This is a genomic window from Cupriavidus sp. SHE, from assembly GCF_000812445.1.
Lineage (GTDB): Bacteria > Pseudomonadota > Gammaproteobacteria > Burkholderiales > Burkholderiaceae > Cupriavidus > Cupriavidus metallidurans.
Map to the genome: position 1 here is coordinate 1 of NZ_JWMB01000003.1, position 13,436 is coordinate 13,436.

Sequence of the window (13,436 nt, forward strand, 5' to 3'; positions counted from 1 at the left end):
CCCAAAACACCCGCCACTCGACCGGCGGGCAACTCGTGGACCGCTACCTCAAACGGCACCGCCTTTGGGTACGTGAGGGCATGGAGTTGGACGAGCCTGCAGTCATCCTGCAGATGGTTGGCGAGGGGCTCGGCTGCGCGATCATTCCTTGCGAGCTTGTGCCGCTGGCGCAGACCCCGAATGTCGAGCAGGTGCCGATGCCGGGTATGCCGATGTATCGGGAGATCGGCGTGCTGGTCCGGCAATCGGCGTTGAAGCGTGCCAGCGCGGCAGCGCTGATCGACGCGTTCGTGGCGGCCTGCCACGAACGCTAGTGTTGCCTTCCGGCGCGCTCAGGCGCCTTCAGGCGCCAGCCGCTTGCGGCGTGACGCCATCTGCCCGAGGGGCCGGGCGCCGTACCATCAATGCGAGCAGTCCGGCGACGATACATGCGGCACCGGCCACGTAGAGCGCCGGCGAGTAGGTCAGCCAGGCCGTGCGCGACAATCCCGCACCGAATGCCGCCGTTGCCGCGCCGATCTGATGCGCGGCGAAGATCCAGCCGAATACCATCGCAGCACGTTCTCTCCCGAATGTGGTGCCAGCCAGCTTGATCGTCGGCGGTACCGTAGCCACCCAGTCGAGTCCATAGAACATCGCGAACACCGACAGGCCGTACAGCGTGAACTCCGAGTGCGGCAGCCAGAACAGCGACAGCCCGCGCAGCACGTAGTACCAGAACAGCAGCTTGCGGTTGTCATAGCGGTCCGACAGCCAGCCCGAGAGGATTGTCCCGACGAAGTCGAACGCGCCCATCATGGCCAGTGCCGATGCGGCAGGTACCGGCGACATCCCGAAATCCGCGCATAGCGAGATGAAGTGCGTCTGGATCAGGCCGTTGGTCGACAGCCCGCAGATAAAGAAGGTGCCGGCCAGGATCCAGAACGTTTGTGTGCGCGCCGCGTCGCGCAACACCACGAACGGTCCGCGCCATGTCAGCGGCATGGCCGGTGCCGTGGTGGCGGGCGCCGTGCCGGGCAATTCCCCGAACGGCACCAGGCCGACGTCGGCGGGGCGATTGCGCATGAAGGCGAACACGAGGATCGCCAGTGTGCCGCAGGCAAACAGCACCGGCAGCACGGCAAAGCGCCAGCCCATGTGTTCGATCAGCCAGGCAGCCGCCGGCAGGAATGCTAGCTGGCCAGTTGCGGAGCTGGCGGTCAACATGCCGATCACCAGCCCGCGTCGCGCCGTGAACCAGCGGTTGGCGACGAGCGCGGCAAGCACCATCGCCGTCATGCCCGACCCGATACCGAGCATCAGCCCCCACGCGATGAACAACTGCCAAAGCTGCGTCGATACCGTGGCCAGCGCCATGGCCCCGGCGATCAACGCCAGCGCCACGCAGACTACGTTGCGGACGCCAAAGCGATCCATCAGTAGCGCCGAGAACGGCGCCATCAAACCAAACAGCGCAAACCGCACCGCTAGGATCGACGAGACCTGATCCGTGCTCCAGCCCATCTCGCTGGTCAGCGGCTTGAGAAAGGCGCCGGGCAGGCCGAGCGCGGCGGCGGTAGTGAGCATCACGCTGAACGTGATGGCTGCGACGATCCACGCATAGTGGATGCCACGCCGGTCGAGCCGGTTCGATAGGGCTTGTGCAAACATGGGTCTCCCCTGGGGGCAATGAGAATGGGTGCGGCCTGCGGTCAGGCGTCCGTGGGTTTGTGGCTGGCCAGCAGGCGGTCTCGGGCTGCGGCGAGGATGTCGTCGGAAAGGGCGTCGCCACGCGTTGCACGCGCGATGGTGATGGCGCCGACCAGTGTGGCGAGATCGACCAGTGCCGAGTCGCTGGCGGCATCGTCGCCATCCGGCGCGGTGGACTGCCAGATGTCGATCAGTGATTTGAGGCCGTGCAGATACGCATCGTGTACAGGCTTGTCGCTGGCCTCGCGTGCCACGTCGCCGGCGAGCGCCGAGGCAGCGCATCCCCGGCCTGCTGCATCCCGATGGGTTGTGCTCAGGTATTGCACGACCAGATTCCGGCGTGCCGCTTTCCGGTCACCTTGCGCCTGGTCGATGCGTTGCCGCCAGCGTGTGGCCGACTCCTCGAACGCCAAGGCGCAGGCCCGGGCGACCAGTGCGTCCCGTGAAGGGAAGTGGCCGTAGAACCCGCCATGGGTGAGCCCGGCATCGGCCATGACCTGCGCGACCGACACGCCATGTAGCCCATGTTCCCGGAACAGCCGGGCCGATGCCGCCTCAATGGCTGCCTTGTGCTGCTCCGCAACCGCTCGTGATGCTCGCGCCATATGACGATCTCCTTCGTTCCCGATCGTGAGTTCTTGCTTGACGCGAGTTTAGATGATGAACATACTTTATTCAATAGATGTCGAGCATCATCCAAATTGTGAGGCCGGCATCTACCTAACCTGATCAGTTACAGGAGTTCCACTCATGTACAAGCTCTTCGATATGTCCGGCCGCGTCGCGGTCGTCACGGGGTCCACCAAGGGGATGGGTCTGGAAATGGCGCGAGCGCTCGGCGCATCCGGGGCCCGGGTGGTGGTGTCTGGGCGCGACGCGGTGGTCAGCGAGAAAGTTGCCGCCGAACTGAAGTCGGAGGGCATCGACGCCACTGGCCTCGCCTGCGACATCGCCGATACCGCCAGCGTGCGGGCCTTTGCCGACCGGGTGCTGGAGACGTTCGGCCGCGTGGACGCATTAGTCCTGAATGCCGCGGGCAGTGGTGTGGCCGGTTCAATCCTGGAGCAGGGGCCTGAGGACTTCGACGCGGTGATGGCGGGCAACGTGCGTGGCAATCTCGTGCTCGTCAACGCACTGGCGCCGCAGATGATTTCCCGCAACGATGGCTCGATCATCTTCATGTCGAGCATCGCGGCACGTCGGGGATCCGCGCTGTTGCCGCTGTACAGCATCTCGAAGGGGGCCGTCGATCTGGCGATGCGCAGCCTCGCTCATACGCTCGGACCGCACAACATCAATGTGAACAGCATCAATCCGGGGCCGGTCCGCACCGATTTCTCGCGTGATGCGCTATGGGGCAACCCCGACCGCGAGAAGGCGTTGTCTGCTTCCATCCCGATGCGGCGCATTGCCGAGGCGCACGACGTGGCGGGGTTGGCCGTGCTGCTGGCATCGCCCGCGGGACGCTATATCTCCGGGCAGACGATCGGGCTCGACGGCGGCGCTACGGCCTGATCCAGGTAGCGGGCACTGTGTCCGCACTTGGCGCACTTGGCGCACCTGGCGTCAGGTTCGGGTCAGTGCCACGCCACCGGCGAGACGCTCCGACACGGCGCGGCGGACACCTTCGGGCGCGTCCTCCAGAATGCGTGGCCAATCGGCTTGAGCCTGACGCACGGTTTCCCTCGCGATCGACAGCAGACGCGAGCGCCTGAGCAGGCCGGCGGAGCGCACCATGGCGTCGAGGTCGTCGAACGTATAGGCGCGCAGGGTTTTGTCGATCGCGCGATTGATGCCGTAGTCCGTCACGGGAACGTCGTCGAAAAACGCCGTCACGCATACGGGGTCGTAGAGCGGCGAGAGGACAGGCGCCCGGCCGTCCGGATAGCGGACTGCCCAATTTTTCAGATGGGCGTCGGTGTTGCCCATCAACAGGAATGCAACGAAACGCTTGATGAACTCCTGGACGTCGGGTGCGGGGCGCGCCGACAGTCGATCGAGGACGCGAAGCATATTGCCGTAGTCGAGCGCGAGCGCGCGACCGTACTTGTTCCGCGGTGCGTACCCGAGAATCTGCGCGAACTCCTCCATGTGAACGCGATGCCCGCCAGGGGCGCGATCGAAGCGCTTGACGGCCAGAATGCGCTGGAAGGGCACCTGCTCGGGTAGCTCGGCTTCCTCGCGCGAGATGACTGTTGCCTCTGCGCAATCGAGCCCCAGGGCCCGGCATAGCTGGTAACCCGTGAATTCGTTCTCGACCAGATCGGGATGGCGTGTCGATGGCAGCTTGAGGATGAAGTCGCCAGCCTCGCCGTGGCGCTTGACCACGTAACGCCGCCCCTGCTGGATGGCCGAGAATTTCGTGACCACGCCGGGGATGGCCGCGGCGTCTTCCACCGGGTCTTCGACGAAGCCGGGTTCCAGCACATCGAGCCCTAGCGCGGTGTGCCAGTTGCGCACGATCTGGGGCACGCCTTCGGCGGGCGGAACGGGTTCGACTTCCACCGCGCCCGGCAAGTCGTGACCGGCCGCCGCCAGCAGTTCGAACTCGTCTTCCGTGCTGCAACCGCGCTCGCTGGCCAGGCGCTCGCGATTGTGGCCCTCCGGCAGGAGGTTCTGGAAGAACACCGGCCAGTGACCATCCGTGCGGACCACTCGGACGTCCCGTAGCGCCGTGAGGATCGCCCGCGTAGCCGCCTCTGTCTCACCGACGTATCCGAGCGACAACGTGGGGCGATTCTCATCCTCGATGTAATCACGGTCGAAAGAGATCCGGAGGATGTCGCCATACTGGGACAGGTAGCCGATGCCACGGCGCCCGGTAGCCGTATGGAGAAACAGGCGCAGATAGCGGATCGACGTGGTCATTTCGCGATCAAGGTGTCGACGACCGACGGTGGGGCATCGCCGCCCGGAGGTTGGGCGAGATACTTGCCTCCGGCGCGAACGAAATTCTCAAGATCCGGCCGTAGCACCGTTGGCACAAGCATCACGTCCATGCCCAGGGCGCGCGCCATTTCGATGACGGTGGACAGTCTGGGATCGATTTCGTGGCTTTCCGTGCGCTGGACGGTCATCCGCGACAGGCCTGCGCGTGACGCGAGTTCCTGTTGGCTGACGCCGGCGGCACGGCGGGCTGATTCTAGTTCGCTCTGTAAGGCTGTGCTCATTATGCTACTCATTTATGCATGAATGCATAGAAAGAGTAGCAAGTTGCCGCGTGTTCTTCAAGGCGAAATGATTAGCTTAATGATCATTTTGGTCAAAATGATCATTAATAGATCATACGCGCCCAAAATCTTGGGCAGGATCAGAGCTGACTTTGTGGGGTGACGGCCGCAGGCGGCTGCTTGTCGCGGGTCGCGCTGTACGAGAAGTACTTGGCCTTCGCGCCCTTGGCCCAGTAGGCCACGACGAGCGCCTTGCCATCGCGGGCGTAGAGCATTTCGATGCCGCCGTTTGCCGCCGCCCATTCCGCATAGCCATTTTCGGCATTGGCATCGGTCTTGCGTTTCGACTCATACCGCGCGTCGAGTTGCCGGACGACATCGTCCATTGCCGACCGGTCGAAGTTCAGGGTGACGAGCGCCACGGTGTCATGCTGGTCGCAGTTGACCGTCGCCTTGGTCAGGCCTGGCAGCTTGAATCGTTCCAGATTCCGGATTTCGATGGTGTCGCCGCCAGCCCAGGGCGAGGTGCCGGTCTTGGTGCGATTGGGGCCCGACGGCATACGCGCGCACGTCGTTTTTCCAAGTTCGACGCCGAGCGGCGCGGCAGTATTGAGGGTTTCAGCGTGGGCCACCGCGCTGGTTAGCAGGGCGGTGCAGAACAAGGCAAACGTCTTCATCGAGTAGCTGTGGCTTCCGAATTTGAATGATCAGCCACGATTTTACGGCTAGCTGCTGCGTGCGCTTGAGATATCAGTGTGGATGGCCGTGTCCGTGCTGCTTGGCATGAGCGTGCCCACTGGCGGCGCCAAGCAGGTCTGTGCTGCAGCTTGGCGACGCTTCGTCGTGTGTGTGCGGCTCCAGCGCGCCCGGCACGCGTCGGCTGGACAGGCCGTCGGCACGCAGCCAGGCCACCGTCGCCTCGGCCGCACGCTCGATCAGTTCGCCACAGCGAGTGTAGTCATAAGGCGAGATATCTAGCGGGCAAAGCGGTGGCACCACCGCGATCTGGGCCTGCTCCGACCAGCGTTCCAGGTCATACACGAGCTGCCGCGCCACTAACAGCGACAGGGCATTGAAGGCGTGCTCGACGGCCCCGCGTGGCGGCCTGCGTTCGGCGCAGGCAAAACCGGCTGGCAGCACGATGATGCGGGTCGCGCCCAGCCGGATGGCGGTGGATACAGGGGTATTGTTGGCGACGCCGCCATCTATCAGCTTGCGGCCACCGACTTCCACCGGTGGAAAGACACCGGGAATGGCGGCGCTGGCCAGCACTGCATCGACGATGTTGCCCGCGGAGAGCACAACTTCGGCACCTGTTTGCATGTCCGTGGCGACCACATAAAGCGGTACAGCGGACTCTTCGAGCCTGGCCGCGCCAAAGTTGCGATTGAGCAGGCGCCGCAAACCGAAGGATTCCACGAGGTGTCCCCGGTTGCCAGCGATCATCCCGAGCATGCTGCGCCACGACCATGGCAAGACTTCCGCCCTGGTGATGCTCCGCCACAGCGATTCCAGCCTGGCGGTACCTTCGGCATGGGGGTTGCACGCAAAGTAGGCCCCGTTGATCGCTCCCGCAGATGCGCCGATGACAAGGTCCGGTGCCACACCCCATTTCACCAGTTCCCGCAGCATGCCGACCTCGATGGCGCCCAGGCTGCCACCGCCGGCGAATACGAATGCAGTCTTTTCCATGGATATCGGTATGAAGGGCAGGGCGCCCGTCAATGTTGTCGCGTGATGGTCGTGAGGACAGCATAGGCCACTTCCGGCCAGCCCCAAAGGGAAGCGGTGGCACCGGCAATTATGCGACTAGTTCGGTCAGTTCCTGCCGGAAATCGGGCCTTAGTCGACGGACGCTCCTGGCCAGGTTGACTTGCATGGTCGTGTTTGCGACCTCGACGAGCGTTGGATCGAGGTCATAGCTACCCCGCTCGGCCAGCCATGCCAGCACGTCGGCCAGATGCCAGACGGACGCGGCGCCATCATGTACGGGCACCGGGAACGAGGCCGAATGCGAAATCATCAACTTACGCATGTTCTGGCGTGTCATGCCAACAGTCTCCGCCACGTCGGTGAGGCCGACGAAATCAGGCGTGGCTTCGATCAATTGCGCGGACGGTGCGATTCTCCGAACGTCGGCAAGGGCGCTCAGAATGGCATCGCGTGCGCAGGGCGCTTCGCGCGTGAACAGCAAGGCAAGGCGGCCCGGCAGGCCGATACCCGTGAGCGCATCATCGCATCCGTCTGCGCCCAGGCGTTCAACCAGCTCATCCAGATTGATATCCCATGGCGAGAGCTGGTATTTCAGCGTGAAGGTGTATTCCATGTTGTCTTCTCAATGCGTGACACCAGGGGGCGACTTGGCTTTGTGATGCTGATGAATCGCGCAGTGGTCAACCACGCGGCGCAGATGGCGCGCATGGTTTGCCGGGTTGCGCGGCGTGCTCCAGATGCAAACGATGCAGAATTCCCCGCAGCGGCAGTCCGCGCAGTTGTATGGGCAATAGAGCTTGCCCCATGCGTGGCTTCCACCTGGCTCGCATCGCCAGAATTCGCTTTCCGCATACCGGAGTGCGGCTTCCACTTCCTTCTTCGGATGTTGGTTTCGATCCATTCAGGGCTCCTACGATAGGCTGATAGTGATAGGTTGTCAATTGACAACCATACGTGCCATGTCAACTGGGCTGACGTGATCGAAAAGGCTACCAACCATCCGCAAAACAGTCTCGAATTGCGCCGAAATTGGCGCTATCTCGCGCGAAAATGTAAAAATTCAAATGTGCAATTAACGGCCAGGAAACGCTTCAGACAGCCTTTAAGTTGGCCAGCAGGTAAGGGGGCAGAGCAAGATGTGCAAACATTGCGGTCGTCTGAATGACTTCGTCGCCAAGCACATGCTGTCCAGCCAATTCGTCAGCCGCGTAACCCTGCTTCGGGACAAGGTTCCGGGCTTCGATCGCTATCCGTTCTCGTTGCCCGCCGTGCGCGAGCTGGAGGCGCTCGATTTGCACCCTCGCGTGACGTTCCTGGTCGGCGAAAACGGCTCCGGAAAGTCGACGCTGCTGGAAGGGATTGCGGTGGCGCTCGGCTTCAATGCCGAAGGCGGCAGTCGCAACTTCAGTTTCGCCACGCGCGCGTCGCATTCGGATCTTCACGAATACCTGCGCATCGCCAAAGGCGTCCGCCGGCCGAACACGGGCTATTTCCTGCGCGCGGAGAGCTTCTACAACGTTGCGACGGAGATTGAACGGCTTGATGCGGAACCCGGGCTAGGCGCGCCGGTGATCAACTCGTATGGTGGCCACTCATTGCACGAGCAGTCACATGGGGAGGCTTTCCTGACGCTGCTGACCCAGCGTTTCCAGGGGAAGGGGCTCTATATCCTCGACGAGCCCGAGGCTGCGCTATCGCCGGCAAGGCAGTTGGCGGTGATTTCGCGGCTGCACGACTTGGTGCGGGAAGGATCGCAGTTCGTGATCGCCACGCACTCGCCCATCCTGATGGCTTATCCCGACGCATGCATCTACCAGTGCTCGGCGCGCGGCATCGAGCCGATCGCCTATCAGGACACCGAGCACTACCAGATCACGCGTGACTTTCTGGTCGACCCGGAGCGGATGCTCCGGGTGTTGATGGAAGACTGAAGGAAGGGCCCCAGCTTACTTGGCCTAGGCTGCCAGCGCTTCGATGGCGGCCTTGCCAACGTGGCCCTGCGGCTGCATCGTGCCTTGTTCGCGGTAGTTGATGTGCCAGGCGAACGCTTCTTCGAGCAGATGAGGCGTCTGGCCACCACGGAGGCAGGCGCGGCGGAAGTAGTCGAGCAGTCCGTCGCGGTAGGCGGGGTCGGCGCAGTTGTTGATGACCTGCAGCGCTCGCTCGCGCGGTGCCAGTCCGCGCAGGTCGGCCAGCCCGTGTTCGGTGACGAGGATATCGACGTCGTGCTCGCTGTTGTCGACATGCGAGACCATCGGCACGATGCTGGAGATCTTGCCGTCCTTGGCCACCGATTTGGTGACGAACACCGACAGGTAAGCATTGCGCGCGAAATCGCCCGAGCCGCCGATACCGTTCATCATGTGCGTGCCGCCAACGTGCGTGGAGTTCACGTTGCCATAGATGTCGCACTCGAGCGCGGTGTTGATCGTAATCAGGCCCAGGCGGCGCAGCACTTCAGGGTGGTTGCTAATCTCTTGCGGGCGCAGGATCAGACGCGATTTGTAGCGCTCGATATCATCGAGCACGCGGCGATACACGGGTGCCGACAGCGTCATCGACGATGCCGAGGCAAAGCGCAGCTTGCCCGCGTCGATCAGCGCGATCGTGCTGTCCTGCAGCACTTCCGAGTACATGGTCAGATCATGGAACGGCGAGTCGGCCAGCCCGTGCAGTACGGCGTTGGCGATCGTGCCAATACCGGCCTGCAGCGGCTGCAGCGACGTCGAGAGCCGTCCGGCGCGCACTTCACGATCGAGCAGCGCATTCAGGTGTCCGGCGATCTGGCGCGTTTCGCCATCGGGCGGCAGTGCGTTGGACGGGCTGTCGTCGCGCTGGGTGATCACGATCGCGGCGATGCGCGACGGATCGACGGGGATGTACGGCAGGCCGATGCGTTGCTCGACAGCGATCAATGGAATCGGCTGGCGATACGGGCGTTGTACCGGGAACGCGATGTCATGCAGCCCCTCCAGCCCGGTCGGCATGTTCAGGTTCAGTTCGACGATCACCTCCTTCGCCATCATCGCGAAGCTGGCGGAGTTGCCGACCGACGTGGTGGGCACGATGCCACCCGTCTCGGTGATAGCCGTGGCTTCGATAACCGCGATATCGACGGGTGCGATCTGGCCGCTGCGCAATTGCTCGACGGTTTCACCCAGATGCTGGTCGATGAACATCACCTCGCCATCGTTGATCTTGCGGCGCAGCGTGGAGTCGGACTGGAAAGGCAGGCGGCGGGCAAGCACATTGCTCTCCGCCAGGATCTTGTCGGTGTCATTACCGAGAGATGCGCCCGTGATCAGCGTGATCTGCAGCGGATCGGTGGCAGCGCGGCGCGCCAGCGCCACCGGTACGGCTTTGCAGTCGCCTGCGCGGGTGAACCCGCTCATCCCTACCGTCATGCCATCCTGAATCAGTGCTGCAGCTTGATCGGCCGACATGATCCTGTTCTGCAGGTCTGCCAGGCGAATGCGATCGCGGTACATCTCGTCTCCTTGCTTGCTTGGGGGCTGTCTGGTTCTCCGCCAGCGGACCTTGTGAATCGCGGCGGACGTTGCGTGTCAACAGGCGCGCAGCACAGTGTAGCTACCGCTTAATATTCTCACCATGATTTAAATCACTGGTATCAAGTCGGTTTTTTCATGGAACGGCGAGTTCGACATTTCCGCCGCGGGGCAGGTGATCCGGCGGGTCTTTCCTGCCGCCGCTGCCTAAAATCTTCATGTGTACTTGGTGCGAGGCGCGAGGCATGACTACCATCAATCCTTGCGCGGCCGGAACATCCGGCCACCACACGATTGCAAGGGGGAAGCATGGAGATGACGCGGGCGACATCGGAGACCGATGCCAATCCTGATACCTCGGGTGGCGACGGTGGTCACGAGCCGGTTTCCGGGCTGGAGGCGCCGTACTCGCTACTGGAATCCCGCAGCCACCAGATGTTTCCAACGCTGACGGCGGCCGAAATCGAGCGCATTCACCGTTTCGGCGAAGTCAGATCGTGGCGCGCTGGCGAGATGCTCTTCTCGACGGGCGACGTGGGGCGCGGGATGTACGTCGTCCTGTCCGGCCGCGCGCGCATCATCCAGCGGGACGGGCTGGGTAACCGCAGCACCATTACCGAGGAAGGGCCCGGCCAGTTTCTGGCGGAGGTCGGGCAACTGACCGGCAAGCCGGCGCTGGTCGACGCCTTGGCCATCGAGGACACCGTCGCGCTGGTGATTGTCCCCGAGCGCCTGCGCGCGCTGCTGGTGGCAGAGGCCGATCTGGGCGAGCGCATCATGCGGGCGCTGATCCTGCGCCGGGTTGGCCTGATCGAGCGCGGCAGTGGCCCGGTGCTTGTGGGACGTGGCACGCAGCCCTTGTTGCTGGCGCTGCAGGCGTTCCTGCGTCGTAACGGCCACCCGCACAAGGTGATCGATATCGAGACGGATCACGACTCCACCTGTCTGCTCGATCTCAGCAATGCCCCGCAAAGCGATTTCCCGATGGTGATCTGCCCGGATGGCAGCATCCTGCGCGCGCCGGATGAGGGTCAGCTTGCCAGTTGCCTTGGCCTGGTTCCCGAGTTCGATCCCGATCACGTCTATGACGTGATCGTCGTCGGCGCAGGCCCGGCGGGGCTGGCTACGGCCGTCTATGCGGCGTCCGAAGGGTTGTCCGTGGCCGTGATCGATTGCCGCTCGCCGGGCGGGCAAGCTGGCGCGAGCGCCCGGATCGAGAACTACCTGGGTTTTCCCACCGGCATTTCCGGGCAGGCGCTGGCGGGGCGGGCCTTCGTCCAGGCGCTCAAGTTCGGTGCGCATTTGGCAATTCCACTGGAAGCAAAGGCGTTGCATTGTGGTGAGAATCCGATCCGGATCGAACTGTCGGACGGTCGTCAGATTCCCACGCGTACCGTTGTGATCGCCACCGGCGCGCAGTACCGTCGCGCGGAGATCGACTCGCTCGATCGCTATGAAGGCCGTGGCGTCTACTACTGGGCTTCGCCGGTAGAAGCTAAGCTGTGCAAGGACGAACATGCGATGCTCGTCGGCGGCGGTAACTCGGCCGGCCAGGCAGCGGTGTTCCTGGCGTCCCACGCCAGGGAGGTGCACATCCTCGTGCGCGGCGAAGGGCTCGAGGCAACGATGTCGCGCTACCTGATCGACCGCATCCGCAGCCTCCCCAACGTCACGTTGCACACGCACGCCCAGATCACCGCGCTGGAGGGCGAGGAGTGGCTGTCGATCGTGCGCTATCGGGAGCAAACGCAGGGTGCCGACTGCATTTCTGTGCCGATGCGCCACGTATTCCTGTTCATCGGCGCGGCGCCCAACACCGAATGGTTGCGCGCCTGCAATGTGGAGACCGATGCCAAGGGTTTCGTGCTGACCGGATACGAGGCCCATCGCTCCTGCACCGAACGCGCCGACTTCACGCTTGAGACGAGCGTGCCGGGCGTGTTCGCGATCGGAGACGTGCGATCCGGCTCGACCAAGCGCGTGGCTGCCGCCGTGGGTGAGGGCGCGGCGGTCGTTGCGCAGATCCACCGGTATCTGGCGGACCTGCAACCCGTCGCCTTGGCTGTTCGCATGTGATCGGCTGACTCGCCGTACCCCGGAGTCGGGGCATTCCTGCTTGACATACAGATCTGTCTACATACACTGTGTAGACAGATCTGTATCACCCCCATCTGATCACACGCAGGAAGGAGTCCCTCGATGTCGAACGTCCCCGAAGTCCGGCCGCCGCTGCCGCCGTTTACCCGTGAAAGCGCCATCGCCAAGGTGCGTGCAGCCGAGGACGGCTGGAATACGCGCGATCCGGCCCGTGTGGCCTTGGCCTATACGATCGACAGCGCCTGGCGCAATCGTGCCGAGTTCGTGCATGGCCGCGAGCAGATTCAGGCCTTTCTTGCCCGCAAGTGGCAGAAGGAACTGGACTACCGGCTGATCAAGGAGCTTTGGGCGTACGAGGGCAATCGCATCGCGGTGCGGTTTGCCTACGAGTGGCACGATGATTCGGGCAACTGGTTCCGCTCGTATGGCAACGAGAATTGGGAATTCGACGAGAACGGCCTGATGCGGCAGCGTCATGCATCCATCAATGACGCACCGATTCGCGAGAGCGATCGCAAGTACCACTGGCCGCTCGGTCGCCGGCCCGATGACCATCCGGGCCTGAGCGACCTGGGCTTCTGAGCGCAGTCCTTTAGCGCCCGAGTACCCAGCCAGCCAGTTCGCGCAGGTCGGCGTCGCTGACATCCGCGAACGGCGGCATCGGCACGCTTCCCCATTTGCCGCTGCCTCCGGCGCGGATGCTACGCATCACGGTGCTGACGGCATCGGCCTGGCCGGCGTATTTCGCGGCAACATCGTGGAATGCGGGGCCCACTACCTTCTTGTCCACGGCGTGGCAGGCGAGGCAGTTGTTGGTCGCGAGGAGGCTGCTGGCGTCGTGTGCCTTGGCTGGCGCTGGCTTTGCCGATGCGGCGGGAGCAGGCGATACGGCCGCGGCGGCAGTCGTCTGGCGTTCCGCACCATAGGTCCGGACCAGATAGTCGGCCATCACCGGGATGTCTTCGTCGCGCAGTGGCGCGCCGAAGGCAGTCTTCATCTTCTTGACGGTGGCATCCCAGTAAGCGCGGCCCAGCGACTGCGGCTGCGTCGACACGTACTGCGCCGAATGGCAGGTCATGCAGTTCTGCTGCACCAGCCGATAGCCGGGCAGTTCGCTGGGTTGATAGCTTGCGGTTTCGGGTGGAAGCTGGATTTCCAGCGCGTGCGCGGCGGGCAGGGCGGAGAGCATCAGCGCCAGGCTGATGGCAAGGCGTCTCGCCGGGAAGCGGCTGCAAGGGGTCCAAGGGGTCTTTTGCATGGC

At 63.5% G+C, this 13,436-nt stretch carries 15 protein-coding genes; 5 read left to right on the forward strand and 10 right to left on the reverse strand.

Annotated elements, in window-relative coordinates:
• Positions 1-314, forward strand: a 314-nt coding sequence (locus RN01_RS00925) for a LysR substrate-binding domain-containing protein (protein WP_039016593.1), incomplete at its 5' end; no start/stop codon positions are given.
• A gap of 28 nt (positions 315-342) precedes the next feature.
• Here RN01_RS00925 and RN01_RS00930 read toward each other — a convergent pair.
• Positions 343-1,650, reverse strand: a complete 1,308-nt coding sequence (locus tag RN01_RS00930; RefSeq protein ID WP_017513110.1) for an MFS transporter — start codon at positions 1,648-1,650, stop codon at positions 343-345.
• A gap of 41 nt (positions 1,651-1,691) precedes the next feature.
• The gene (locus RN01_RS00935; protein WP_017513111.1) at positions 1,692-2,294 is read right to left on the reverse strand and encodes a TetR/AcrR family transcriptional regulator; all 603 of its coding nucleotides are present in this window, start codon (positions 2,292-2,294) and stop codon (positions 1,692-1,694) included.
• A 145-nt stretch (positions 2,295-2,439) separates the two neighbouring features.
• Here RN01_RS00935 and RN01_RS00940 point away from each other — a divergent pair, with 145 nt between their 5' ends.
• Positions 2,440-3,204: an SDR family NAD(P)-dependent oxidoreductase gene (locus RN01_RS00940; RefSeq protein ID WP_017513112.1), complete on the forward strand. Its 765-nt coding sequence runs from the start codon at positions 2,440-2,442 to the stop codon at positions 3,202-3,204.
• A gap of 51 nt (positions 3,205-3,255) precedes the next feature.
• On the opposite strand, the gene RN01_RS00945 is transcribed toward RN01_RS00940, so the two are convergent.
• From RN01_RS00945 to RN01_RS00970, 6 genes are all read right to left on the reverse strand, one after another.
• Positions 3,256-4,557 carry a type II toxin-antitoxin system HipA family toxin gene (locus RN01_RS00945; protein ID WP_017513113.1) on the reverse strand — a complete coding sequence of 434 codons (1,302 nt, stop codon included), beginning with the start codon at positions 4,555-4,557 and terminating at the stop codon, positions 3,256-3,258.
• Complete coding sequence (locus tag RN01_RS00950) at positions 4,554-4,859, reverse strand: helix-turn-helix transcriptional regulator (RefSeq protein ID WP_017513114.1); 306 nt, start codon at positions 4,857-4,859, stop codon at positions 4,554-4,556. Before RN01_RS00950 ends, RN01_RS00945 begins: the two co-directional genes overlap by 4 nt.
• A 140-nt stretch (positions 4,860-4,999) precedes the next feature.
• Positions 5,000-5,536 (reverse strand): hypothetical protein, encoded by a 537-nt coding sequence (locus tag RN01_RS00955; RefSeq protein ID WP_017513115.1) that lies wholly within the window; start codon positions 5,534-5,536, stop codon positions 5,000-5,002.
• 73 nt (positions 5,537-5,609) lie between these two features.
• Positions 5,610-6,551: a patatin-like phospholipase family protein gene (locus RN01_RS00960; protein WP_017513116.1), complete on the reverse strand. Its 942-nt coding sequence runs from the start codon at positions 6,549-6,551 to the stop codon at positions 5,610-5,612.
• A 109-nt stretch (positions 6,552-6,660) separates the two neighbouring features.
• The gene (locus tag RN01_RS00965) at positions 6,661-7,185 is read right to left on the reverse strand and encodes an AlpA family transcriptional regulator (RefSeq protein ID WP_017513117.1); all 525 of its coding nucleotides are present in this window, start codon (positions 7,183-7,185) and stop codon (positions 6,661-6,663) included.
• Positions 7,186-7,194: 9 nt separating this feature from the next.
• The gene (locus RN01_RS00970; RefSeq protein ID WP_008645783.1) at positions 7,195-7,473 is read right to left on the reverse strand and encodes a hypothetical protein; all 279 of its coding nucleotides are present in this window, start codon (positions 7,471-7,473) and stop codon (positions 7,195-7,197) included.
• A gap of 280 nt (positions 7,474-7,753) precedes the next feature.
• On the opposite strand from RN01_RS00970, the gene RN01_RS00975 reads away from it, so the two are divergent.
• Entirely contained in the window at positions 7,754-8,503 is a 750-nt protein-coding gene (locus RN01_RS00975) for an AAA family ATPase (RefSeq protein ID WP_024570179.1), read from the forward strand.
• Between the two features lie 24 nt (positions 8,504-8,527).
• Here RN01_RS00975 and RN01_RS00980 read toward each other — a convergent pair whose 3' ends face one another.
• Positions 8,528-10,060 (reverse strand): acetyl-CoA hydrolase/transferase family protein, encoded by a 1,533-nt coding sequence (locus RN01_RS00980; RefSeq protein ID WP_017514443.1) that lies wholly within the window; start codon positions 10,058-10,060, stop codon positions 8,528-8,530.
• A gap of 327 nt (positions 10,061-10,387) precedes the next feature.
• Between RN01_RS00980 and RN01_RS00985 the strand changes: the two genes are divergently transcribed.
• Both RN01_RS00985 and RN01_RS00990 read left to right on the forward strand, forming a co-directional pair.
• Positions 10,388-12,154 carry an FAD-dependent oxidoreductase gene (locus RN01_RS00985; protein WP_017514444.1) on the forward strand — a complete coding sequence of 589 codons (1,767 nt, stop codon included), beginning with the start codon at positions 10,388-10,390 and terminating at the stop codon, positions 12,152-12,154.
• Between the two features lie 123 nt (positions 12,155-12,277).
• The gene (locus RN01_RS00990; protein ID WP_011519315.1) at positions 12,278-12,757 is read left to right on the forward strand and encodes a nuclear transport factor 2 family protein; all 480 of its coding nucleotides are present in this window, start codon (positions 12,278-12,280) and stop codon (positions 12,755-12,757) included.
• Between the two features lie 10 nt (positions 12,758-12,767).
• Here the strand turns inward: RN01_RS00990 and RN01_RS00995 are convergent, their stop codons facing one another.
• Positions 12,768-13,433: a c-type cytochrome gene (locus RN01_RS00995; protein ID WP_024570180.1), complete on the reverse strand. Its 666-nt coding sequence runs from the start codon at positions 13,431-13,433 to the stop codon at positions 12,768-12,770.
• Between the last annotated feature and the right edge of the window lie 3 nt (positions 13,434-13,436).